The following is a 22333-nucleotide window of genomic DNA, read 5'->3' on the forward strand; positions in this document are numbered from 1 at the left end:
GCCCCGCGGGGGCGCCGCCGGGGGGCGGGCCCGCGTGGCCCCCCCCCCGCCGCACCACCCGGGGGTGCACCCGTCCGCACCCGCCCGGGTGACCGCCGGACCTGCGCGCCCGCTGAGCCGGCGCGGCGCGGCAGAGGTCACCGCGCCCGCCCAGGATCAGGTCAGCTCAGCTCGCGGAAACGGGGTTGGCGGTCACCGTGTTCGGTGACCGCCACCCCCGTACCTGTCGGTGTGGTGCCGCGGCAGCCCGGTGCCGGGCCGCGCCTCAGCGATCCGCGTCCAGCCTGTCCACCTGCTCCAGGTCCGCGTCGGCGTCGAGGTCGTCCTCGAGGTCGTCGTCGTCCGACTCGTCGTCGAACACCGCGCTGACGTCGAAGCGGCACACGACGCGCTCCGGGTCGATCGCCTCGAAGGGGGCCTCCAGCCATTCACCGGGCTCGGCGGATTCGTCGGCGGCGGTCACCCACAGGGTGGAGTCGCCCTCCTCCAGACCGAACTCCTTGTGCCGGGAGGCGATCTCGTCCGGTTCGAACTCGCCGAACAGGACCCCGAGCGCCCCGTGCAGGGTGCCGGACGCCGCGTCGAAGCCCTCCGTGGCGGTGGCGCCGTCCTCCTCGACGGCCTCCACGCGCTGGGCCTGTGCCAGCAGTCGCTGCGGCTCCACCACGGAGTAGTCCCGGCGGATCACCACGCTCAGCGCGTTCGGCTCCTCCGGACCGGTGTACGGAGGCAGCGTGTCGTCACTGCCGGGGATCTCGAAGGGCGTGACCTCGTCATACCGGTCGTAGAGGAGTTCGTCGTACTCCTCGGCCGCGGCGGCGAGCTCGTTGAACGCTTCGTATACGGCCGGGTCGTCGTCGCCCGTCCTGCGCTCGACCGCGGCCAGGTGACGGTCGAGAGCGGTCTTGACCGCCTCGGCGGCGGCTCGTACCTCGGCAGCGGTGGGCTGCACAGCATCAGACATAGTGCAGACGCTATCCGTACCGGGCCACTGCCCGCACAATAGATGCGATGCCGGAATACGAATTTGTCGACGTGTACGTGCCTCGCGGGGTTTCCCGCAAGGAGACGACGCGTCTGCTGACCGACCATGCCGAGTACGGACACTGGGAGTTGGACCGCCTGAGTCTGCTCCGCGACGGCAGCCGCAGGGTGCGGCTGCGCCGGCGGATCATCCGCCAGGTGCGGGCGACGTGGTGACGTAGGGCCGCTGGAACGGGAGGGGCCCCGCCGTGGCGGGGCCCGCTCCGTCGCGACGCCACCGGGGAAGGTCGTGGCGTCCTGGTCACACTTGTGCCGTACGGGATCACACCCGTGCCGAGCGCGCCCGGCGGAAGAGCACGGCGCCGGCGAGCAGCGCGGCCGCTCCGGCGGGGACGACGGCACCGATGGGCAGATCGCTGCCCGTGTGCGCGAGCTGCGCGGGGCCGTTCTGCGCCGACTGCGGCGTCTGGACCGTGGACCGCGCGCCCAGGTGCGTCACCTGCGAGACACCGCCCCGGTGCTTGCCGCCGCCGCCCGTCCCGGACGTACCGCCGGTCTGCCCCGGCGTACCCGGCTGACCAGGGGTTCCGGGATGGCCCGGCAGGCCGGGGTGGCCCGAGTGACCCTGACCGTGGTGGCCGTGGTGGCCGTGACCCGGGTGCCCGGGCTGACCCGGATGTCCTGGGTGACCGTGACCCGGCTGCCCAGGGTGTCCGGGGTGACCCGGCGTACCCGGATGACCCCCATGTCCGGGGTGACCCGGCTGGCCCGGGTGACCAGGCTGACCCGGGTGACCAGGCTGACCCGGGTGACCAGGCTGACCGGGATGCCCGGGGTGCCCGGGGTGCCCGGGGTGCCCCTGGCCCGGATTACCGGGGTGACCGGGCGTACCCGGATTGCCGGGGTGACCCGGGTGACCGGGCGTACCCGGGTTGCCGGGGTGGCCCGGGTGACCGGGGTTGCCAGGGTGCCCGGGGTGGTTGCCGCCGGGCGGGTTGGTCGAGTGACCGCCGGTCGAGTCGTTCGCGCAGCCGTTGCCGGTTGTCGCGTTGCCGATCCCGATGACGTCGACACTGTTGCCGCACACGTTGACGGGGGCGTCGACCGGCACCTGTACGTGGTTGCCGGAACCGACGCCGGGTGACCGGGTCGCGTGGCCGCCGGCCTGTGAGCCGCCGGCGGAGTGGGATCCGCCGTAGCCACCGGACGAGCCGCCGGGGCCGCTCTGGTTCGCACACCGGTTGCCGACGGCCGGGTTGAGTACCCCGACCACGTTCACCGTGTTGCCGCAGACGTTGACCGGCACGTGCACCGGTACCTGCACCGTGTTGCCCGACAGCACGCCGGGCGAATCCGCCGACGAGCCGATCGCGCCCGTGTCGGCGTGTGCGGACACGCCGGTCACGGCGATCACACCACTCGCCGCGGCCACGGTCATCAGGCTCTTGCGGGTGACCTGTCGCATAGCTGTTTCCCTGCCTCAGTCCTTGGGACGTGGACCATTCAGAACACGCGCACACCCACGAGACGTGTGCGCGGGAAGCAGGTCGGCCCCGGAGCGCATGGCGCGCACTCCGGGGCCGACGAGCTCAGACCTTCACGAAGTGACCCTCATGAGGTGACCCCATGGGGTGCCCCGTCGGGAGACGGGGCACGACGTCACTTGTTGAAGCAGGTGTTGCCGAAGGCGGGGTTCAGCAGCCCGATCACGGAGACCGTGTTGCCGCAGACGTTCACGGGGATGTGAACGGGCACCTGGATGACGTTGCCGGAGACGACGCCCGGGGAGTGCACGGCGGCACCCTGAGCACCGGAGTCGGCGACAGCCAGGCCCGCACCCGCGAGAACCAGACCACCAGTGGCAGCCGCAGCGGCGACGACCTTCTTGATCATTATTCCTCCTTGTAGGCAAATGCGATCCCAAGTAGCTGATCGCAACACCTGTAACGAGGAAGGAGTAGTAGAGCTACGAGCTGATGGTCACATTCACCCGTGCCGGGCGATCTTCGTACGGGCGGGCGAATGTCGGCGTCAACGTCACGACGCGTCGATGAACCGGTCCAGCACGCGCACGCCGAACTGCAGCGCGTCGACCGGCACCCGCTCGTCGACGCCGTGGAACATGCCGGCGAAGTCCAGCTCCGGCGGCAGCTTCAGCGGGGCGAAGCCGAAGCAGCGGATGCCGAGGTCCGCGAAGGACTTGGCGTCGGTGCCCGCCGAGAGCATGTAGGGCACGGCGCGGGCGATCGGGTCCTCGGCGGAGAGCGCGGTCTGCATGGCGTCGACGAGGGCGCCGTCGAAGCTGGTCTCCAGAGCCTTGTCCGCGTGCACGTCCTCACGCTTCACGCGCGGGCCGAGGATGCGGTCGAGGTCGGCGAGGAACTCCTCCTCGTACCCCGGCAGGTAACGGGCGTCGACGTGGGCGGTGGCCTGCCCCGGGATCACGTTCACCTTGTAGCCGGCGCCGAGCTGGGTCGGGTTGGCGGTGTTCTGCAGGGAGGCGCCGATGAGCTTGGCCATGCCGCCGAGCTTGGCGAGCGTCTCGTCCATGTTCTCCGGGTCGAGCTCGGTGCCCAGGGCGTCGCCCAGCTCGTCGAGGAAGTGCCGCAGGGTCTTCGTCACGCGCACCGGGAACTTGTGCCGGCCGAGCCGCCCGACGGCCTCGGACAGCTCGGTGATCGCGTTGTCCTTGTGGATCATCGAACCGTGGCCGGCGGTGCCGTCCACGGTCAGCTTCATCCAGTGCATGCCCTTCTGCGCGGTCTCGATCAGGTACAGCCGGAGCTTCTCGTTGACCGTGAAGGAGAAGCCGCCGACCTCGCCGATCGCCTCCGTGACGCCCTCGAAGAGGTTCGGGTGCTTGTCGACGAGGTGCCGCGCACCCCACGTGCCGCCCGCCTCCTCGTCGGCGAGGAAGGCGAGGACGATGTCGCGCGGGGGCTTGCGGCCGGTGCGCATCCGCTCGCGCACCACCGCCAGCGTCATCGCGTCCATGTCCTTCATGTCGACCGCGCCGCGGCCCCACACCATCCCGTCGGCGATCTCGCCGGAGAACGGGTCGTGGGTCCAGTCCGCCGCGTTGGCCGGGACGACGTCGGTGTGGCCGTGGATGAGCAGCCCGGGCCGCGAACGGTCCTCGCCCTCGATACGGACCACCGTGGAGGCGCGGCCCGGGTGGGACTCGAAGATCTGCGGCTCCAGTCCGACCTCGGCGAGCTTCTCGGCGACGTACTCCGCGGCCTTGCGCTCACCCGGGCCGGAGTGGTCCCCGTAGTTGCTGGTGTCGATCCGGATCAGCTCGCGGCAGAGGTCCACGACCTCGTCCTGGCCCGTGACGCTGCTGGTCGTGCCGGTGTCGCTCACGCTGCTTCCTCCCGCTGTCGCCGCTGGTGGTCACCCTCATCCTCCCTCTCCCACCCCTTTCTCCCCAAGGCAGGTCCCGGCCCGTCACACGCCGTTCACGCGGCGACAGGGGGTGATCGGGGCCCCTGGAAAGCCTGGTAATGTTTTCTCTGTCGCCGCGAGGGAAACCCCGCGCGACAGACACCTTGTCCGGGTGGCGGAATGGCAGACGCGCTAGCTTGAGGTGCTAGTGCCCTTTAACGGGCGTGGGGGTTCAAGTCCCCCCTCGGACACAGAACGAGTGAGGGCCCCGACCGTCAGGTCGGGGCCCTCACTCGTTGCACCGGGCCCGCGGCCGGGAGCCCTCGCTCGTTGTGTCCGCCGTGTCACGGACAGATGTGGGGCAGATCTCGTCAGGCTGACATACCTCCACGTCAGGACACCGGAATCAGAGGTTCCGGTGGCCCGGGAGAGGGCCTCGCATGGCTGATGACCAGGCGCGGGGCTAGCGTCGTACTAAAATTCCAGGCTTGCTCGGAGCTGGACCGGAATATCCCCAGGCGTACCTGCGGGCCCACCAGCGCCCCGGACGCTCCCGGGAACAACACGTGAGGACCCGATGGCAGCCCTCCAGCAAGGCCCCGCAGTCGCGCTGTCCGACGACGAGGTGCGTGCGGAGTTCGGTGACCAGGCGCGCTTCTCCGCCTCCCCGGCCGCCTCGCCGCGCACGCTCGTCGACATCCTCGACGCCTCCGTACGGGCGTATCCCGACGAGCCCGCTCTCGACGACGGGCGGCGCACGCTCACCTACCGTGAGCTGGCGGCCGAGGTCGAGGCGATGCGGTGGCGGCTCGCGCAGGCGGGGGTCGGGCTCGGCGACCGGGTCGGTGTGCGCGTCCCGTCCGGCACGAACGAGCTGTACGTCGCGATCCTCGGCGTGCTGGCGGCCGGTGCCGCCTATGTCCCGGTGGACGCCGAGGACCCGGACGAGCGGGCCGAGCTGGTCTTCGGGGAGGCGGGGGTGCGCGCGGTCGTCGGGGCCGGGAACGAGCTGACGGCCGGGAGCCGCTCCGAGGTGCCCGCGGGCCGGCCCGGCGTCGGCCACGACGCCTGGATCATCTTCACCTCGGGCTCCACCGGCAGGCCCAAGGGCGTGGCCGTGAGCCACCGCAGCGCCGCCGCGTTCGTCGACGCCGAGGCCGGCCTCTTCCTCACCGAGGAGCCGATCGGACCCGGTGACCGGGTCATGGCAGGCCTGTCCGTCGCCTTCGACGCCTCCTGCGAGGAGATGTGGCTCGCCTGGCGGTACGGCGCCTGTCTGGTGCCCGTGCCGCGCTCCCAGGTGCGCAGCGGCGCCGATCTGGGGCCCTGGCTGGTCGAGCAGGAGATCACCGTGGTCTCCACCGTGCCGACCCTCGCCGCGCTGTGGGAGCCGGAGGCCCTCAACGAGGTCCGGCTGCTGATCTTCGGCGGTGAGGCCTGCCCGCCCGAACTGACCCAGCGCCTGGTGACCGAGGGCCGCGAGGTGTGGAACACGTACGGGCCGACCGAGGCGACCGTCGTGGCGTGCGCCTCGCTGCTGACCGGCGAGGAACCCATCCGGATCGGGCTGCCGCTGAACGGCTGGGAGCTGGCCGTCGTCGACGAGGCGGGCGAGCTGGTGCCGATGGGCGCGAGCGGCCAGCTGGTGATCGGCGGGGTCGGGCTCGCCCGGTACCTCGACGCCGAGAAGGACGCGGAGAAGTACGCGCCGCTCGCCTCGCTCGGCTGGGATCGGGCGTACCGCAGCGGTGACCTGGTGCGGGCCGAACCGGAGGGGCTGGTCTTCCTCGGGCGTGCGGACGAGCAGATCAAGCTCGGCGGACGCCGGATCGAGCTCGGCGAGGTGGACGCGGCGCTCCAGGCGCTGCCGGGTGTCGCGGGCGGCGCCGCCGCCGTGCGCACCGCCCGCGGCGGCAACCAGCTCCTTGTGGGCTATGTCGTCACGCAGGACGGCTGGGACCACGCGACCGCGGTCGAGAAGCTGCGGGCCGAACTGCCCGCCGCGCTGGTGCCGCTGCTCGCCCCGGTCGAGGACCTGCCCACCCGGACGTCCGGAAAGGTCGACCGGAACGCGCTGCCCTGGCCGCTGGAGGGCCTGGAGACCGGCGGCGCCAAGGAGCAGCTCTACGGCACCGAGGCGTGGCTTGCCGAGCAGTGGAGCGAGGTGCTCGGCATCCCCGTCGCCGGTTCGGCCAACGACTTCTTCTCGATCGGCGGCAACAGTCTCGCGGCGGCCCAGCTCACCACCCGGCTGCGCACGCGCTACCCGAGCGCGGCCGTGCTCGACATCTACCAGCAGCCCGTCCTGCGCAAGCTGGCCCGGCGTCTGGAGAAGTCCGTCCAGGACGACGCCACCGGGCGGACCGTCGCACCGGTGCCGATGCGCGCCAAGCTGATCCAGCTCCTGGTGCTGGTGCCGTTGTTCACGCTGCTCGGGCTGCGCTGGACCGTGGCGCTGGCCGCGCTCGGGAACGTACTGCACTGGTTCGGCCCGTATCCGTGGGCGCCGAGCACATCGTGGTGGCTGGTGGGGGCAGGCGCCCTCGTGCTGTTCAGCCCGCCGGGACGGCTCGCGATCGCGGCGGGCGGGGCGCGGCTGCTGCTGCACGGTCTGAAGGCCGGCCGGTACCCGCGCGGTGGCGGTGTCCATCTGCGGCTGTGGACGGCGGAGCGGCTCGCCGAGTTCAGTGGCGCGACCTCGCTGACGGGTTCCTGGCTGGAGCGGTACGCCCGCGCGCTGGGCGCCCGGATCGGCCAGGACGTGGACCTGCACTCGCTGCCGCCGGTGACCGGCATGCTCAAGCTGGGCCGGGGTGCCGCCGTGGAGTCCGAGGTGGACCTGTCGGGGTACTGGCTGGACGGCGACCGGCTGGAGATCGGTGCCGTGAAGGTGGGCGCCGGTGCCGTCGTCGGGACGCGCAGCATCCTGTTCCCGGGGGCCCGGGTCGGCAAGCGCGCCGAGGTGGCGCCCGGTTCGGCCGTCGCGGGGCAGATCCCGACCGGTCAGCGCTGGGCTGGGGCCCCGGCGGGCAAACTGGGCAAGGCGAAGCGGGCGTGGCCGAAGGACCGGCCGCGGCGCGGCACGTACTGGCGTGCGATGTACGGGGTGAGCGGCTTCGCGCTGACGGCGCTGCCGCTGATGGCCGCCGTCGCGGCGCTGCTCGTGGCACGGGTCTTCGTGAGTGCCGACGCCGGGTTCGGTGCGGCGCTGCGGGGTGCGGCGATCGCGCTGGTGCCGGCGACGCTGGCCTTCGGTCTGGCGTACGCGCTGCTGCTCCTGGTCCTCGTACGGCTGCTGAGTCTCGGGCTGCGGGAGGGCACGCATCCGACGCACAGCCGGATCGGCTGGCAGGCGTGGACGGTCACGCAGCTGATGGACCGCTCGCGCGAGACGCTGTTCCCGCTGTACGCCGGGCTGATCACTCCGGTGTGGCTGCGGCTGCTCGGTATGAGGATCGGGCGGGGCGCCGAGATCTCGACGGTCCTCGCGCTGCCGAGTCTGACGACGGTCGGCGAGGGGGCCTTCCTCGCCGACGACACGCTGACCGCGCCGTACGAGCTCGGCGGCGGCTGGATGCGCATCGGGCGGGCCGAGATCGGCCGCCGGGCGTTCCTCGGCAACTCCGGGATGACGGCGCCGGGCCGCAGCGTGCCGGACGGCGGTCTGGTCGGTGTCCTGTCGGCGACGCCGAAGAAGGCGAAGAAGGGCAGCTCGTACCTGGGTCTGCCGCCGGTGAAGCTGCCGCGCTCGGCGCAGGGCGGCGACCAGAGCCGTACGTACGACCCGCCGGCCCGGCTGCTGTGGGCGCGCGCTCTGGTGGAGGCGTGCCGGATCGTGCCGGTGTTCTGCTCGGCGGCCCTGGCGGTCCTGACCGTCGCCGCGCTGTGCGCGCTGGGTCCCTGGGCGTGGGTGTTCCCGGGGGCGGTGCTGCTGGCCGCCGGTGTGCTCGGGTGCCTGGTGTCGGTGGTGGCGAAGTGGCTGCTGGTGGGGCGGCACCGTGCCGGTGAGCACCCGCTCTGGAGCGGCTTCGTGTGGCGCAACGAGCTGGCCGACACCTTCGTGGAGGTCGTCGCCGTGCCGTGGCTGGCGGGTTCGGTGCCGGGTACGCCGCTGATGACGGCGTGGCTGCGCGCTCTGGGCGCGCGGATCGGACGGGGTACGTGGGTGGAGAGCTACTGGCTGCCCGAGACGGACCTGGTGACACTGGAGGACGCGACCACGGTGAACCGGGGCTGTGTCCTGCAGACCCACCTCTTCCACGACCGGATCTTGCGGACGGATACTGTGGTCCTCCGTGAGGGCGCCACCCTGGGCCCGGGCGGAATCGTCCTGCCCGGCAGCACCGTCGGGGCCCGCTCGACCCTGGGTCCCGCGTCGCTCGTGATGGCGGCGGAGTCCGTTCCCGACGACACCCGCTGGCTGGGCAACCCGATCGAGGCCTGGCGTTCGTAGAGGACGTCGGCCGGTCGGCCACGGAGGGCGGGACAGCGGTACGCCGAGCACAGGGCAGGGAGCAGTCGCAGCAGTGAGCGTTCAGCAGACAGCGGGACCGGACCCCTATTTCCCGGCCAACGGCGATCCCCGTTACCGGGTTCACCGGTACGAACTCGCGCTGGACTACCGCCCCGCCCCGAACCGGCTCTCCGGCACCGCGCGGCTCAACGCCATAGCGGGCCGCTCGGCGCTCACCGAGTTCCAGCTGAACCTGGCGGACTTCCGGATCGGCAGGATCCGGGTCGACGGGAAGGCGCCGCACTACACGCACCGTGGCGGCCGGCTGCGGGTCCGCCCGCCGAAGCCGATCCGCGCCGGTGCGGCGTTCACCGTCGAGGTGCAGTGGTCGGGCAACCCCAAGCCGGTGAACAGCCCCTGGGGCGGGATCGGGTGGGAGGAGCTGGAGGACGGGGCGCTGGTGGCGAGCCAGCCGGTCGGTGCGCCGTCCTGGTACCCGTGCAACGACCGGCCGGCCGACAAGGCCGCGTACCAGATCTCGATCACCACGCCGTCCGCGTACGCGGTGGTGGCGGGCGGGCGTCTGCTGACGCGCACGACGAAGGCCTCCACGACGACCTGGGTGTACGAGCAGGCGGCGCCGACCTCCAGCTATCTGGTCGGCCTGTCGATCGGCAAGTACCAGACGGTGCTGCTGGGCGACCCGGGCCTCGTGGGCGTACCCCAGTCCGGGCATCTGCCCGCGCGGCTGCTCCCGGAGTTCTCCCGGGACTTCGCGCGGCAGCCCGCGATGATGGAGCTGTTCGAGGACCTCTTCGGGCCGTATCCGTTCGGTGAGTACGCGGTGGTGGTGACCGAGGAGGAGCTCGACGTCCCGGTCGAGGCACAGGGACTTTCGCTGTTCGGTGCCAACCACGTGGACGGCGCGCGGGGTTCGGAGCGGCTGATCGCGCACGAGCTGGCGCACCAGTGGTTCGGCAACAGCGTGTCGATCGCCGACTGGCGGCACATCTGGCTGAACGAGGGGCTCGCGAAGTACGCGGAGTGGCTGTGGTCGGAGCGTTCCGGCGGACGCACGGCCCACCGGCTGGCGACGGCCGCGCACCGCAAGCTGGCCGCGCTGCCGCGGGATCTGCTGCTGTCGGACCCGGGCCGCAAGCTGATGTTCGACGACCGGCTCTACGAGCGCGGCGGGCTCACCGTGCACGCGATCCGCTGTGCGCTGGGCGACGAGGCGTTCTTCCGCATGCTGCGCGGCTGGACCGCCCTGCACCGGAGCGGCGTGGTCACCACGTCGGTGTTCACCACGCACGTCGCGCGCTACGCGGCCGAGCCGCTGGACGACCTCTTCACGGCGTGGCTGTACAAAACGGCGCTCCCGCCGCTGCCCCCGGCCGCCGCACAGCTGCCGGCCCGGCCCAGCTATCCGCCCACGAACGCCGACTCGGCCCGGGTCCGGGGAGAATGACGCCATGACCAGCCGTTCCTGCCCCTGCGGGCTCGCCGAGCCGTACGCGCGCTGCTGCGGGCGCTTCCACCGCGGTGAGTCCGCGGCGCCGAGTGCCGAGGCCGTCATGCGGTCGCGGTACTGCGCCTTCGTCCAGGAGGACGAGGCCTATCTGCTGCGGACCTGGCATCCGCGGACGCGTCCGGCCCGGGTGGAGTTCGACCCCGGGATGCGGTGGACGGGCCTGGAGATCCTCGGCACGGAGCAGGGCTCGGCGTTCCACGCGACCGGGACCGTGACCTTCCGCGCCTCCTACCGGGGCGGTTCGCTGCACGAGCGCAGCCGGTTCGAGCGGGCGGACGGCGCCTGGGTGTACGTGGACGGGGAGTTCCTCGACTGACCGTCGGGGCCCGGTCGTCCGGGCCCGGCCGTCAGGGGGCCAGGATGTCCAGTTCCTGGAGTGCGCCGACCGTGATCTCGCGCGTGAGCCGCTCGGCGAGCGGGGCGTCTCCCTCGCGGACGGCCTCGGCGACCTTGACGTGCAGGGTGACGGCGGCGGGGTCGGGGTCCGCGAACATGACCTCGTGGTGGGTCCGACCGGACAGGACCTCCGTGACGACGTCCCCGAGACGGGCGAACATCTCGTTGCCGGACGCGTTGAGGATCACCCGGTGGAAGGCGACGTCGTGGTGGAGGTAGCCCTCCAGCTGGTGGCCGCGTGAGGTGGCGACCATGCCCAGCGCGCACGCGGTGAGCTCCGCGCACTGTGCGGCGGTGGCGTGCCGGGCGGCGAGTCCGGCGGCGACCGGTTCGACGGCGGAGCGCAGCACCGTGAGGGAACGGAGCTGGTGGGGGCGGTCGGCGCCGGCCAGTCTCCAGCGGATGACCTGGGGGTCGAAGACGTTCCACTCGGACTTGGGGCGGACCGTCACGCCCACGCGGCGGCGGGACTCGACCAGGTACATGGACTCCAGGACCCGGACCGCCTCGCGCATCACGGAGCGGGACACCTCGAAGCGCTGGGCGAGTTCGTCGGTGCGTAGGACGCTTCCCGGCGGGTAGTCGCCCGCCGTGATGGCCGGCCCGAGGGATTCCAGTACATGTCCGTGCAGTCCCCGGCCCCGTGTGGTCATGAAGTCAGCGTACGAGGCGGACGCCACAATCAAAAAGTCAGACTTATAAGTCACAGACTCTTGAATTTGTCGTACCTAATGCGTTTCAGTGGCGTCGACATCAGATGTCGACGAAGACAGCGAGAGCCCGATGCAGCACAGTCCCACCCCTCATGTCCTGGTGGTCATGGGCGTCGCCGGTACCGGCAAGACCACCATCGGACCGCTGCTCGCGGCCCGGCTCGGTGTTCCGTACGCCGAGGGCGACGACTTCCACCCGCAGGCCAACATCGCCAAGATGTCGGCCGGGACGCCGCTGACCGACGACGACCGGGCTCCCTGGCTCGACGCCATCGGCCGGTGGGCGCACGACCGGGCCGGCCTCGGCGGCGTGGTCAGCTGCTCGGCGCTCAAGCGCGGCTACCGGGACCGGCTGCGTGCCGCCGCCCCCGGGGTCGCCTTCGTGCATCTCACCGGTGACCGCCGGCTCATCGAGGACCGGATGTCGCACCGCCAGGGCCACTTCATGCCCACCGCGCTGCTGGACTCCCAGTTCGCCACGCTCCAGCCGCTGGCGGCGGACGAGGCGGGAGTCGAGGTGGACGTCTCCGGTGACCCCACCGAGATCACCGAGCGGGCCGTGGCCGCGCTCGCGCACCTCGCACCTCCGCGGTAACCGCACCCCTTCACGTCGGGCGCCCCCTCTTCGCCGCATACCTCGCGCGCGAAGCGTCGGCGCAGGACTCGGCGCTGCCTCCTCCCGGAAGCGGCACCCCGCACCATCTTCCCCCGCGACCTTCCACAAGCAAGGGATCACCGTGACCAGACTCAGTGTCGAGATGCTGGCAGCGGACACCGTCGAACCGATCACCTCGGCGGGCCACGCTCAACTGGGCATCGCCGTGCTGGCCGGCATCGCCGTCATCGTCCTGCTCATCACCAAGTTCAAGCTGCACGCCTTCCTGGCCCTGACCATCGGCTCGCTGGCCCTCGGCGCCTTCGCCGGAGCCCCGCTCGACAAGGTCATCGTCAGTTTCTCGGCCGGACTCGGGTCGACCGTGGCCGGCGTGGGTGTGCTGATCGCCCTCGGCGCGATACTCGGCCGGCTGCTCGCCGACTCGGGCGGCGCCGACCAGATCGTCGACACCATCCTGGCGAAGGCGGGCGGCCGGGCCATGCCCTGGGCGATGGTGCTGATCGCCTCCGTGATCGGCCTGCCGCTGTTCTTCGAGGTCGGCATCGTGCTGCTGATCCCGGTGGTCCTGATGGTCGCGCGGCGCGGCAACTACTCGTTGATGCGGATCGGCATCCCGGCCCTCGCGGGCCTGTCGGTGATGCACGGTCTGATCCCGCCGCACCCCGGTCCGCTGGTCGCCATCGACGCGGTCCACGCGAACCTCGGCATCACCCTCGCCCTCGGTGTCCTGGTCGCCATCCCGACGGTGATCATCGCCGGTCCGGTGTTCTCGCGTTACGCCGCCCGCTGGGTGGACGTGCAGGCGCCCGAGCGCATGATCCCGCAGCGCGCCTCCGAGGACCTGGACAAGCGCCCCAGCTTCGGCGCCACGCTCGCCACCATGCTGCTGCCCGTCGTGCTGATGCTGGCCAAGGCGCTGGTGGACATCGTCGTCGACGACCCGGCGAACATGACGCAGCGCGTCTTCGACGTCGTCGGAGCGCCCCTCATCGCACTGCTCGCCGCCGTGATCCTGGGCATGTTCACCCTCGGCCGCGCGGCCGGTTTCACCCGCGACCGCATCTCGACGACCGTCGAGAAGTCCCTCGCCCCCATCGCCGGCGTCCTGCTGATCGTGGGTGCGGGCGGCGGCTTCAAGCAGACCCTGATCGACTCCGGCGTGGGCCGGATGATCCTGGACATCTCCAAGGACTGGTCGATCCCCGCGCTGCTGCTCGCCTGGCTGATCGCCGTGATCATCCGGCTGGCGACGGGTTCGGCGACGGTGGCCACCATCTCGGCGGCCGGTCTCGTGGCACCCCTGGCGGCCGACATGTCGACCACGCACACCGCCCTGCTCGTCCTCGCGATCGGCGCGGGCTCGCTCTTCTTCAGCCATGTCAACGACGCCGGCTTCTGGCTGGTGAAGGAGTACTTCGGCCTGGACGTCGGCCAGACCATCAAGACCTGGTCCGTCATGGAGACGATCATCTCGGTGGTGGCGGGCGGCCTGGTGCTGCTGCTGTCCCTCGTCATCTAGCCGGCGACGCAGGGGGTGGGTCCGGCGGTCCGGACCCACCCCCTTCCGGCGGGCTCCTCGGCCGCGGCGGCGTCCTGCCGTACGGCTCAGGCTCATGGCCGCCGGGCGGGTCCCGTACCGCTCACGGCCGCCACAGAGGGTGTTCCCGTTCGGCCCACTCGCGGCTCACCGAGCCCGTGCGCAGGCCGCGTCGGGCCTCCGGGTCGCCCAGTGCCATGCCGATGTGGCCCGCGAGGACGATGCCGATCGTCAGGGCCAGCCAGTCGTGCACGAAGGTCGCCGAGGTGCGCCACATCAGCGGGGTGAGGTGGGTGAACCACATCAGCAGCCCGGTGCCCACCATGACCAGCGTGGCGCCGGCGATCCAGGCCGCGTAGACCTTCTGTCCCGCGTTGAACTTGGCCGCAGGGCGGGAGTCCCGGTGCTTGTCGCGGCGCAGCGCGGCCCGCAGCCATACCCGGTCGTGCGGGCCGAAGCGGTTGAGATGACCGAGGTCGCGGCGGAACGCGCGGGAGGCGAGGCCCGCGAGGACCGGTACCGGGAGCATCAGGCCGGCCCATTCGTGGACGCGCACGACGAGTTCGCGGCGGCCGACGAGTTCGGCGAGCTGGGGAACGTAGAGACAGGCCGCGGTGACCACGCACACGCCCATGAGCAGGGCCGTGACGCGGTGCACCCAGTGTTCGGCCCGGCTGAAGCGGTGGACCTGGCGGGACGGGGCGGGGGCGGCGGACACGTCCGGGGCGCCGTCAGCTCGTGGGTTCATCGTCGCGTCCGTTCGAACGGCCGACCCAGGCGTCGACGTCGTACCCCCGGTCCTCCCAGTACCCGGGACGGACGTCCTCGGTGACGGTGATGCCGGAGAGCCACTTGGCGGATTTGTAGAAGTACATCGGCGCGACGTAGAGGCGGGCGGGGCCGCCGTGGTTGTGGCCGAGGGGCTTGTCCTGCATGCGCAGCGCCACCAGGACGTCCGGGCGGCGGGCCTGGCGGAGCGTCAGGGACTCGGAGTAGGCGCCGTCGAAGCAGGTGAAGCGGACCGCCCCGGCCGACGAGCGGACGCCCGCGGCGTCGAGCAGGTCGGAGAGGCGGACGCCCTCGAAGGGAGTGCCGGGAACCCGCCAGCCGGTGACGCACTGGACGTCGTGGACCAGCCGGGTCTGCGGCAGGGCGCGCAGGTCGGCGAGGGTGTAGGCGGTCGGGTGGTCGACCAGGCCGTCGACGGTGAGCCGGTAGTTCGTGTCGTCCTTGTGCGGGACGGACGAGGTCACCGAGTAGTAGCGGAAGCCGCCGCCGTTGGGCAGCAGCCCCGTCAGGCCCGTGGGGTCCTTCTCGGACGCGCCCGCCAGGAAGGACTCCATGGTGCGCTGGAGGGTCGGCGCCGTCAGTACGCCGAGGGCGCCGAGTCCGAGGGTGCCGAGCAGGACGCGCCGGCCGATGGGCTTGCCGCGTTCCTCGGGACGGGCGGGCTCGTCGCGCCGCTCGGGGTCGGGTTCGCCCGGCCGTTCAGTGTTCACCCATTGATTCGAGCACCCGCGACCCCCAAAAGGCCAGCGGTGGCGGGTGCTCGTCAGCGTTCCGTCATCTCTTCTCACGTCCTGTTCGCCGCCCGGGGCTCCGAACAGGACGCGCGGGCCGCCTCAGGAGGTGGACTCGGCCGCCTTGTCCAACTGGAACGCCTCGTTGCCGAGGCCGATCCGGGCGTGCGCCTCGGGCTTGCGTGAGCGCAGCACGAGCCCCTGGACCAGTCCGACGATCGCGGCGGCCCCGATGACGGCGGGCAGCAGCCAGCTGAGGGTGGAGCCCGGACCGGCGCCGACCAGGACGTCGAAGTCCTTGACGGTGTAGACCACGATGACGAGCAGGGCGACGCCGGCGACGGCGGAGGTGACCAGGCGCCAGGCCTGGGCGCGGGCGGCGCCGCGGCGGACGAAGAACACGATGACCGACAGGGAGGCGGCCGCCATCAGGAGGATGACGCCGAGCGCCCCGACGTTGCCGCCCCAGGTGAACAGGTGCAGCACGGGTGCGGTCGGGTCGCCGGTCGGCTTGTCGTCGGCCAGCGCGAAGCCGCCGACCACGACCAGGGAGACGACGGTGTGCAGGAGCGAGCCGGTGCCGGGGGCGCCGCTGGACTCCGTGGTCCGGCCGAAGGCGGCGGGCAGCAGCCCCTCACGGCCCATGGCGAAGGCGTACCGCGAGACGACGTTGTGGAAGCTGAGCAGCGCCGCGAACATGCCGGTCACGAAGAGCACGTGCAGGACGTCGGTGAAGGTGGTGCCGAGCCGTGACTCGGTCAGGAAGAACAGCAGTCCGGCGCTCTGCTTCTGGGACGTCCCGATGATCGCGGAGGGTCCGGTGGCCACCGTCAGCGCCCAGGAGCTGATGGCGAAGAAGACGGCGACGAAGCCGATCGCCAGGAACATGACGCGCGGGACCAGGATGTGCGGGCGGCTGGTCTCCTCCGCGTAGACCGGCGCCTGTTCGAAGCCGGTGAAGGCGGCGATGCAGAAGCACAGCGCGGTGCCGACGCCCGCTCCGGTGAGGGTGTCCGGGTTGAACGCGTGCAGCGACAGCCCCTGCTTGGCGGGGTCCGCGACGGCCGCGATGTCGAAGACGACGACGAGGGCCACCTCGATGACCAGCAGCACGCCGAGCACCCAGGCGTTGACATCGATCTTCAGCCAGGCCAGCGCTCCGACGACGAGCACGGCGGCCAGCGCGGGTATCCACCAGACCAGCTCGGTGTCGAGGTAGGTGGCGAACAGGCCGGAGACCTCGAAGCCGAAGAGTCCGTAGATGCCGACCTGGAGGGCGCTGTAGGCGACCAGGGCGACCGCCGCCGCGGCCGCGCCGGGGGTGCCGCCGAGTCCGCGGGAGATGTACGCGTAGAAGGCGCCCGCGTTGTGGACGTGCCGGCTCATCTCGGCGTACCCGATGCTGAAGAGCACGAGGACGACACCGAGGATGACGAAGAGCAGCGGCTGTCCGACGATGCCCATCACCGCGAATGTGGTGGGCATGACACCCGCGACCACCATGAGGGGGGCGGTCGCCGCGAGGACGGACAGCAGCAGGCCCCCCGTGCCGAGGCGGCCGGCGCGCAGGGCGCGGTCCTGTCCCTTGAAGGTGCTGATGCCGGCCTCGTCGGCTGCCGGTCTTCCCGTGCTCGACGTACTCGATGTGCTCGAACTGCCCGTCGTCATCGCGGGGTCGTCCTTTCGGATGTCTGGTCGTCGGGGGGCGTTCACACCGTGCCGAGCGCGCTGTCGCGTGCGGTACGGAAGGCTGTGTACGGATCGCGGTCCGGGTAGGACCAGGGAGCCGGGGTGGGGTGCTCGCCGATGCGGTGGAACAGGGCCGCGGCCTCCGCGCCGCGGCCCTCGCAGGTCTTGGCGTGGGCCAGGAAGTTGAGGTCGACGAGGCGCCGCGGGTGGCCGTCGCGTTCCCACTCCAGCCACCAGTCGAAGGCGGCCTTCATCACCTGCCGGGCGCGGCGTCCGACCCAGTGCCCGGAGGCCACCGGATCGGTGGGTTCGCTCCCGGCGGCGGCGAGCACCCGGAAGCGCTCGGCGTGCGCGACCACGGGGAGGATCGCGAGCGGTGAGTCGGCGGGGGCCTGCTCGGCGGCCCAGTTGGCGAAGTCGTAGACCTCGTGCAGCGGGTCCTGGCCGGCGGTGGCGCGGCGTTCGGCGAGCCGCGCCACCATCAGGTGGTGCGCGTGGTGGTGGCCGGCGTGCCGGTGGCGCACCTCGTCGAAGAGGCGGACCACGTCCTCCTCGGCGCCGAGCGAACGCTCCAGGAGGAGCAGGCCGAGCCAGGGCGTGGGGTCGGCGGGCGCGAGCGCCGCCGCGGCCCGGCAGGCGTCCCGGGCGCGTTCGGGGCGTTCCTTGCCGTTCAGGGCGCGCTCGACGGTGGCGCAGCCGAGCAGGACGGCCGCGTCGGGGGACTCCGGTTCGGCGAGCTGCCAGTCGCGCGCCCAGGCGAGGGTGGCGGACTCCTGCGCGAGCACGGTGAGGCGGTGCCCGCGGCGGTCCCAGTCCTCGCCGGTGTCGGCGAGCAGGGCCCGGACGTCGGTCCACCGGCCCTGGCTCAACGAGGTGCGGGCGACGACGAGTTCGGCGTCGTCGAGGGCGGCGTCGAACGACTGGGCCGCACGCTTGCGGCCGCGGCCCAGGGGTGGCGGGGGTGGTGACACCGCTGCTCAACCTCACAGGCGCGGTTCGTCAGAGAGTGATCACGGACAGCAAACCCTCAGCCAGAGTTCAAGTCAAGAGCCGGCCAATTCGCTACACGTGTCAACTGACGTGGGGTACGGCGGAGTTGACCCCCACCGCCCCCATCGTCCCGAAGCGTCCCGGCGAGGTCGGACGTCCCGCCTCCCCCGACGCCCGCCCCTCGATGTCCGGCCTCCGTACGGACGTCCGCACCCTGCCCACCGCGCGGACGTCCGTGCCCGGCCCACCGGGCTCCCGCTCAGCCGACCGCCTCGGCCGCCGCACGGCCCGCCGTCCGGCCGGAGAAGAGGCAGCCTCCGAGGAACGTGCCTTCCAGGGACCGGTATCCGTGCACCCCGCCGCCGCCGAACCCGGCGGCCTCACCGGCCGCGTACACGCCCTGCAGCACTTCGCCGCCCTCGGTCAGCACGCGCGAGGAGAGGTCGGTCTCCAGGCCGCCGAGGGTCTTGCGGGTCAGGATGTTGAGGCGGACGGCGATCAGCGGGCCCGCCTTGGGGTCGAGGATGCGGTGCGGACTCGCGGTGCGGATCAGCTTGTCGCCCAGGTACTTGCGGGCCCCGCGGATCGACATGACCTGGAGGTCCTTGGTGAACGGGTTGGCGATCTCCCGGTCGCGCGCCACGATCTCGCGGCGCAGCGCGGCCTCGTCGATGAGCGGCTCCTTGGTGAGGGCGTTCATCCCGCGCACCAGGGCGGCGAGGTCCTTCTCCACGACGAAGTCGGCGCCGTGGTCCATGAACGCCTTCACCGGGGCGGGCACGTCGGCGCGGGCGCGCCCGATGACGTCGCGGATCGACTTGCCGGTCAGGTCGGGGTTCTGCTCCGAGCCGGAGAGCGCGAACTCCTTGCCGATGATCTTCTGGTCGAGCACGAACCAGGTGTAGTCGTGTCCGGTGCGCATGATGTGTTCGAGGGTGCCGAGCGTGTCGAAGCCGGGGAAGAGCGGGACCGGCAGCCGCTTGCCGCGCGCGTCCAGCCAGAGCGAGGACGGTCCCGGCAGGATGCGGATGCCGTGCTTGTCCCAGATGGGGTTCCAGTTCTGGATGCCCTCGGTGTAGTGCCACATCCGGTCACGGTTGATGAGACGGGCGCCCGCCTCCTCGGCGATCCCGAGCATCGCTCCGTCGACGTGCGCGGGCACGCCGGAGATCATCCGCTCGGGCGGGGTGCCGAGGCGCTCGGGCCAGTTGGCCCGGACGAGGTCGTGGTTGCCGCCGATGCCGCCGGAGGTGACGATCACGGCCTGGGCCCGCAGTTCGAAGGCGCCGGTGACCTCGCGGCCGCTGGCCTGGCCGCGCTCGACGCCGGACGGCTCCAGGACCTCGCCGGTGACGGTGTCGACGGAGCCGGCGCTGCGGGACAGACCGGTGACGCGGTGGCGGAACCGCAGCTCGACGAGGCCGCGGGCCACGCCCTCGCGCACCCGGCGTTCGAAGGGCGCGACGAGGCCGGGTCCGGTCCCCCAGGTGATGTGGAAGCGCGGCACGGAGTTGCCGTGCCCGGTGGCGTCGTAACCGCCCCGTTCGGCCCAGCCGACCACCGGGAAGAAGCGCACGCCCTGGCCGTGCAGCCAGGACCTCTTCTCGCCGGCCGCGAAGTCGACGTACGCCTCGGCCCAGCGGCGCGGCCAGTGGTCCTCCGGACGGTCGAAGCCGGCCGTGCCCATCCAGTCCTGGAGGGCGAGGGCGTGACTGTCCTTGATCCGCAGGCGGCGCTGCTCGGGCGAGTCGACGAAGAAGAGCCCGCCGAACGACCAGTGCGCCTGCCCGCCGATCGACTGCTCGGGCTCCTGGTCGAGGAGGATCACCTTGCGGCCCGCGTCGACGAGCTCGGCGGTCGCCGCGAGCCCCGCGAGGCCCGCTCCGATGACGATCACATCTGCGTCGTAGGCCATGGGCCCGTCCTCTCGGCATTCCGACCGGCCGGATCGGATCGCCGCCCGGGGACGACTTGATGACGTTTGTCACGGCCCGATCGGCGGCGTCGCTGGTTGATGAGACATTGGAGGTGTGGTGGTCGGCCACGACGGGCGACCAGCCGTTGTTACTGATCGGTCAGATCCTTCGGCAAGAAAGGTGACCGAGTCAACCGCCTGGTCCTCGGGACTCCCGGGGCGGGCCCCGGCCCATGGCACTAAAGTCGGCGGGAAACGCACCGTGGCCCCCGACCCCGATGTATCGAGGTACCCAGCGTGTCGGTTCTCGTTCTGGTCCTCGCGGTGAGCGCGGCCTGCTGCCTGGGCTTCGGCTTCGTGCTCCAGCAGAACGCCGCCTCGCACGCCCCGCTGAGCGACTTCCTCTCCCCCCGCATCCTGCTGGACCTCGTCCGGGTCCCGCGCTGGCTGGGCGGCATCGGGCTCATGGTGTGCGGCATGGTGCTCGGCGCGGTCGCGCTCGGCGAGGGCGAGGTCTCCCTGGTGGAGCCGCTCCTCGCCACGAATCTCCTCTTCGCGCTGGCGCTCTCCCGCCACCAGACCAAACAGCCGCTGGGCCGGCAGGGCTGGGCCGGGCTCCTGCTGCTCGCGGGCGGTGTCTCGGCGTTCATCGTCGCCGGGCAGCCGCAGGGCGGCGAGGCCATCGACGATCCGCTGCGGCACTGGCTGATCATCGGGATCGTGGTCGGACTCGCCCTGCTGCTGACCGCCTACGCGAAACGCTCACGGCTGAGCGCGGGACCCGTGCTGCTCGCCACCGCCGCCGGCCTGCTGTACGGCCTGCAGGACGCGCTCACCCGGGTGAGCGGCCAGCGGTTCGGCGACGGCGGCTGGTCCGAGCTGCTCACCGGCTGGCAGCCGTACACGGTGCTCGTCCTCGGCGTGACCGGGCTGATCCTGGTCCAGAGCGCCTTCGAGACCGCTCCGCTGCGGATGTCGCTGCCCGCGCTCACCGCCGCCCAGCCGCTGGCCGGCATCGTCTGCGGGGTGGGCTTCCTCGGCGACCAGCTCCGCACCGACGCGGGCGCCCTCGCCTGGCAGGCCGCGGGGCTCGCGGGGGTCGTGGTGGGGATCATCCTGCTCGGGATGCACCCCGCGATGCCCTCGGGCACGGCCGAGCCGGAGCACTCGCGCGACCTCCAGCCGCACTGACCGGACCCGCCGAGGTCACGGGCACCCCTCCCCCACCGTGGCGGCGTCCGTCGACGCTCCCCGGCTGCTTGGATGGGGCCCATGAGTGCCGCTGACGAGATCCTCGACATCGTGGACGAGAACGACCAGGTCATCGGGCAGTCCCCGCGGGGGGAGGCGTACGAGCGCGGGCTGCGTCACCGGTGCGTGTTCATCCAGGCGCGGGACGCCGGGGGCCGGGTCTTCGTCCACCGGCGCACCCCGACCAAGCTGGTGTTCCCCTCCTTCTACGACATGTTCGTCGGCGGGGTCGTCGGCGCCGGCGAGTCCTACGACGACGCGGCGCTGCGCGAGGCCGAGGAGGAACTCGGCGTCTCCGGGCTCCCCCGGCCTACCCCCCTCTTCCGGTTCCTGTACGACGACGGGGCCGGCCGGACGTGGTGGTCCGCCGTCTACGAGGTCCTCTGCGACCTTCCGGTGGACCCGCAGGTGGAGGAGGTCGCCTGGCACGACTTCCTCACCGACGACGAGGTGGAGGCCAGGCTGGCGGACTGGACCTGGGTCCCGGACGGTCTCGCGGCCCACGAGCGGCTCAGGGACTACCGGGCGATGGACTGAGCATCCGCCCGTCCGGGTCCACCGCGTGGTGCCGGCCGGTGAGCGCGGCGGCGAGGGCGCGCTCCTGGTCCGCGGTGACGCCCCGGGCGAGCGGGACGGCGCGCGGGCTGTGCGGTCCGTCGCACAGCGGGAGCGGGCCCGGCTCCGCGGTGCTGCCGCTGAGCGGGCTCCTGCCCTGCACCGTCCACGTGGGGCCGTCCCAGAAGGGGTGGTCCAGGAATCGCCCGGCGGCGGCCCGTGCCGCGCCGGCGGCCATGCCGGCGGCCGTGAGCGCGTCGGCGATCCGCTCCTTCGCCTCCTCGGGCGGCGCGTCCGCGTCACCGAACGCCGGGAGCGACAGCAGCAGCCGCGTGCCCGGGTCGAGCACGCCCTCGGCGCCGGGCGGGGCGGAGCCGGCGACGGCCGACAGTTCGGGCCAGGACAGTCCGGGTCCGCTGAAGTGCCCTTCGATCGACGCCAGGTGGCCGGGGCGGGACCAGGCGGGATGGGTGATCAGGTAGTCCGTGCCGGAGTCGTCCGGATGGTTCCGGTGGACGATCCACAGCACGTGGCCGCCCGCCAGGGGCAGCCGGTACGCCGGCCACGGGTCCGCAGGCCCGTAGAGCGCCTCAGCGGCGGCGTCGACGTCCGCGCCGTCCGCCCCGAACAGCTCCGGCTCCTCCGCGAAGGCGTCCCAGGTGGGCCCGTAGTAGGCGGGCCAGAAGCCGGGGAGGCGCAGCAGGTGCTCGGCCGGGGCGACGGGAAACCCGAGCGGGGCGAAGCCGGGCGGCGACGGGGAATCGTCCATGGCTCCGGACGGTAGCGGGCGGCACCGGCA

General features: G+C 72.1%; 19 protein-coding genes and 1 tRNA gene. 9 read left to right on the forward strand and 11 right to left on the reverse strand.

Annotation, left to right across the window (positions count from 1 at the left end; all coding sequences use genetic code 11):
* Window positions 1-265: 265 nt before the first annotated feature.
* Window positions 266-964, reverse strand: coding sequence for a hypothetical protein (locus ABZT74_RS33575; protein WP_356177368.1), 699 nt, complete (start codon window positions 962-964; stop codon window positions 266-268).
* A gap of 47 nt (window positions 965-1011) precedes the next feature.
* On the opposite strand from ABZT74_RS33575, the gene ABZT74_RS33580 reads away from it, so the two are divergent.
* A complete protein-coding gene (locus ABZT74_RS33580; RefSeq protein ID WP_081223519.1) occupies window positions 1012-1200 on the forward strand; it encodes a DUF5703 family protein in 189 nt (62 codons plus the stop codon).
* 106 nt (window positions 1201-1306) lie between these two features.
* Here the strand turns inward: ABZT74_RS33580 and ABZT74_RS33585 are convergent, their stop codons facing one another.
* From ABZT74_RS33585 to ABZT74_RS33595, 3 genes are all read right to left on the reverse strand, one after another.
* On the reverse strand, window positions 1307-2449 hold the full coding sequence (locus ABZT74_RS33585) for a chaplin family protein (protein ID WP_356441145.1): 1143 nt from the start codon (window positions 2447-2449) through the stop codon (window positions 1307-1309).
* Between the two features lie 194 nt (window positions 2450-2643).
* A complete protein-coding gene (gene chpH, locus ABZT74_RS33590; RefSeq protein WP_081223521.1) occupies window positions 2644-2877 on the reverse strand; it encodes a chaplin ChpH in 234 nt (77 codons plus the stop codon).
* A gap of 144 nt (window positions 2878-3021) precedes the next feature.
* Complete coding sequence (locus ABZT74_RS33595) at window positions 3022-4347, reverse strand: M20/M25/M40 family metallo-hydrolase (protein WP_356441148.1); 1326 nt, start codon at window positions 4345-4347, stop codon at window positions 3022-3024.
* A 187-nt stretch (window positions 4348-4534) separates the two neighbouring features.
* Here ABZT74_RS33595 and ABZT74_RS33600 point away from each other — a divergent pair.
* The 4 genes from ABZT74_RS33600 to ABZT74_RS33615 all read left to right on the forward strand — a co-directional run bounded on the left by ABZT74_RS33600 (window position 4535) and on the right by ABZT74_RS33615 (window position 10668).
* Window positions 4535-4619: transfer RNA gene (locus ABZT74_RS33600), tRNA-Leu, on the forward strand.
* A 326-nt stretch (window positions 4620-4945) separates the two neighbouring features.
* Window positions 4946-8821 (forward strand): Pls/PosA family non-ribosomal peptide synthetase, encoded by a 3876-nt coding sequence (locus ABZT74_RS33605; protein ID WP_356441150.1) that lies wholly within the window; start codon window positions 4946-4948, stop codon window positions 8819-8821.
* A gap of 73 nt (window positions 8822-8894) precedes the next feature.
* Window positions 8895-10289: a M1 family metallopeptidase gene (locus tag ABZT74_RS33610; RefSeq protein ID WP_356441153.1), complete on the forward strand. Its 1395-nt coding sequence runs from the start codon at window positions 8895-8897 to the stop codon at window positions 10287-10289.
* Window positions 10290-10293: 4 nt separating this feature from the next.
* On the forward strand, window positions 10294-10668 hold the full coding sequence (locus ABZT74_RS33615) for a YchJ family metal-binding protein (protein WP_356177373.1): 375 nt from the start codon (window positions 10294-10296) through the stop codon (window positions 10666-10668).
* Between the two features lie 31 nt (window positions 10669-10699).
* On the opposite strand, the gene ABZT74_RS33620 is transcribed toward ABZT74_RS33615, so the two are convergent.
* Window positions 10700-11401 (reverse strand): FadR/GntR family transcriptional regulator, encoded by a 702-nt coding sequence (locus tag ABZT74_RS33620; RefSeq protein ID WP_355874355.1) that lies wholly within the window; start codon window positions 11399-11401, stop codon window positions 10700-10702.
* Between the two features lie 130 nt (window positions 11402-11531).
* Here ABZT74_RS33620 and ABZT74_RS33625 point away from each other — a divergent pair, with 130 nt between their 5' ends.
* Both ABZT74_RS33625 and ABZT74_RS33630 read left to right on the forward strand, forming a co-directional pair.
* Window positions 11532-12056, forward strand: coding sequence for a gluconokinase (locus ABZT74_RS33625; RefSeq protein WP_355874358.1), 525 nt, complete (start codon window positions 11532-11534; stop codon window positions 12054-12056).
* A gap of 142 nt (window positions 12057-12198) precedes the next feature.
* Complete coding sequence (locus tag ABZT74_RS33630) at window positions 12199-13596, forward strand: gluconate:H+ symporter (RefSeq protein WP_355874361.1); 1398 nt, start codon at window positions 12199-12201, stop codon at window positions 13594-13596.
* Window positions 13597-13717: 121 nt separating this feature from the next.
* Here the strand turns inward: ABZT74_RS33630 and ABZT74_RS33635 are convergent, their stop codons facing one another.
* From ABZT74_RS33635 to ABZT74_RS33655, 5 genes are all read right to left on the reverse strand, one after another.
* Window positions 13718-14362 carry a cytochrome b/b6 domain-containing protein gene (locus tag ABZT74_RS33635; RefSeq protein ID WP_356441156.1) on the reverse strand — a complete coding sequence of 215 codons (645 nt, stop codon included), beginning with the start codon at window positions 14360-14362 and terminating at the stop codon, window positions 13718-13720.
* A complete protein-coding gene (locus tag ABZT74_RS33640; RefSeq protein WP_356441158.1) occupies window positions 14346-15113 on the reverse strand; it encodes a molybdopterin-dependent oxidoreductase in 768 nt (255 codons plus the stop codon). The genes ABZT74_RS33635 and ABZT74_RS33640 overlap by 17 nt, the downstream gene beginning before the upstream one ends.
* 123 nt (window positions 15114-15236) lie before the next feature.
* Window positions 15237-16802 (reverse strand): APC family permease, encoded by a 1566-nt coding sequence (locus tag ABZT74_RS33645; protein WP_356441160.1) that lies wholly within the window; start codon window positions 16800-16802, stop codon window positions 15237-15239.
* 41 nt (window positions 16803-16843) lie between these two features.
* Window positions 16844-17794 (reverse strand): hypothetical protein, encoded by a 951-nt coding sequence (locus ABZT74_RS33650; RefSeq protein ID WP_356177378.1) that lies wholly within the window; start codon window positions 17792-17794, stop codon window positions 16844-16846.
* Between the two features lie 278 nt (window positions 17795-18072).
* Window positions 18073-19728 carry an FAD-binding dehydrogenase gene (locus ABZT74_RS33655; protein ID WP_356177379.1) on the reverse strand — a complete coding sequence of 552 codons (1656 nt, stop codon included), beginning with the start codon at window positions 19726-19728 and terminating at the stop codon, window positions 18073-18075.
* 297 nt (window positions 19729-20025) lie between these two features.
* Between ABZT74_RS33655 and ABZT74_RS33660 the strand changes: the two genes are divergently transcribed.
* Together ABZT74_RS33660 and ABZT74_RS33665 are read left to right on the forward strand one after the other, a co-directional pair.
* The gene (locus tag ABZT74_RS33660) at window positions 20026-20919 is read left to right on the forward strand and encodes a DMT family transporter (RefSeq protein ID WP_356177380.1); all 894 of its coding nucleotides are present in this window, start codon (window positions 20026-20028) and stop codon (window positions 20917-20919) included.
* Between the two features lie 81 nt (window positions 20920-21000).
* Window positions 21001-21516, forward strand: coding sequence for an NUDIX domain-containing protein (locus tag ABZT74_RS33665; RefSeq protein WP_355874380.1), 516 nt, complete (start codon window positions 21001-21003; stop codon window positions 21514-21516).
* Here the strand turns inward: ABZT74_RS33665 and ABZT74_RS33670 are convergent.
* The gene (locus ABZT74_RS33670; RefSeq protein ID WP_356441162.1) at window positions 21491-22303 is read right to left on the reverse strand and encodes a hypothetical protein; all 813 of its coding nucleotides are present in this window, start codon (window positions 22301-22303) and stop codon (window positions 21491-21493) included. The two genes, ABZT74_RS33665 and ABZT74_RS33670, sit on opposite strands and share 26 nt — an antisense overlap.
* Window positions 22304-22333: the final 30 nt, after the last annotated feature.

Source organism: Streptomyces sp. NPDC005302 (genome assembly GCF_040607345.1).
In the GTDB taxonomy this organism is placed as follows: domain Bacteria; phylum Actinomycetota; class Actinomycetes; order Streptomycetales; family Streptomycetaceae; genus Streptomyces.

What these genes read in the sequence shown, in the direction of transcription:
- ABZT74_RS33575 (WP_356177368.1), bottom strand. Translation starts at nt 964, where the DNA reads ATGTCTGATGCTGTGCAGCCCACCGCTGCCGAGGTACGAGCCGCCGCC.
- ABZT74_RS33580 (WP_081223519.1), top strand. Translation starts at nt 1,012, where the DNA reads ATGCCGGAATACGAATTTGTCGACGTGTACGTGCCTCGCGGGGTTTCC.
- ABZT74_RS33585 (WP_356441145.1), bottom strand. Translation starts at nt 2,449, where the DNA reads ATGCGACAGGTCACCCGCAAGAGCCTGATGACCGTGGCCGCGGCGAGT.
- chpH (WP_081223521.1), bottom strand. Translation starts at nt 2,877, where the DNA reads ATGATCAAGAAGGTCGTCGCCGCTGCGGCTGCCACTGGTGGTCTGGTT.
- ABZT74_RS33605 (WP_356441150.1), top strand. Translation starts at nt 4,946, where the DNA reads ATGGCAGCCCTCCAGCAAGGCCCCGCAGTCGCGCTGTCCGACGACGAG.
- ABZT74_RS33615 (WP_356177373.1), top strand. Translation starts at nt 10,294, where the DNA reads ATGACCAGCCGTTCCTGCCCCTGCGGGCTCGCCGAGCCGTACGCGCGC.
- ABZT74_RS33620 (WP_355874355.1), bottom strand. Translation starts at nt 11,401, where the DNA reads ATGACCACACGGGGCCGGGGACTGCACGGACATGTACTGGAATCCCTC.
- ABZT74_RS33625 (WP_355874358.1), top strand. Translation starts at nt 11,532, where the DNA reads ATGCAGCACAGTCCCACCCCTCATGTCCTGGTGGTCATGGGCGTCGCC.
- ABZT74_RS33635 (WP_356441156.1), bottom strand. Translation starts at nt 14,362, where the DNA reads ATGAACCCACGAGCTGACGGCGCCCCGGACGTGTCCGCCGCCCCCGCC.
- ABZT74_RS33645 (WP_356441160.1), bottom strand. Translation starts at nt 16,802, where the DNA reads ATGACGACGGGCAGTTCGAGCACATCGAGTACGTCGAGCACGGGAAGA.
- ABZT74_RS33655 (WP_356177379.1), bottom strand. Translation starts at nt 19,728, where the DNA reads ATGGCCTACGACGCAGATGTGATCGTCATCGGAGCGGGCCTCGCGGGG.
- ABZT74_RS33665 (WP_355874380.1), top strand. Translation starts at nt 21,001, where the DNA reads ATGAGTGCCGCTGACGAGATCCTCGACATCGTGGACGAGAACGACCAG.
- ABZT74_RS33670 (WP_356441162.1), bottom strand. Translation starts at nt 22,303, where the DNA reads ATGGACGATTCCCCGTCGCCGCCCGGCTTCGCCCCGCTCGGGTTTCCC.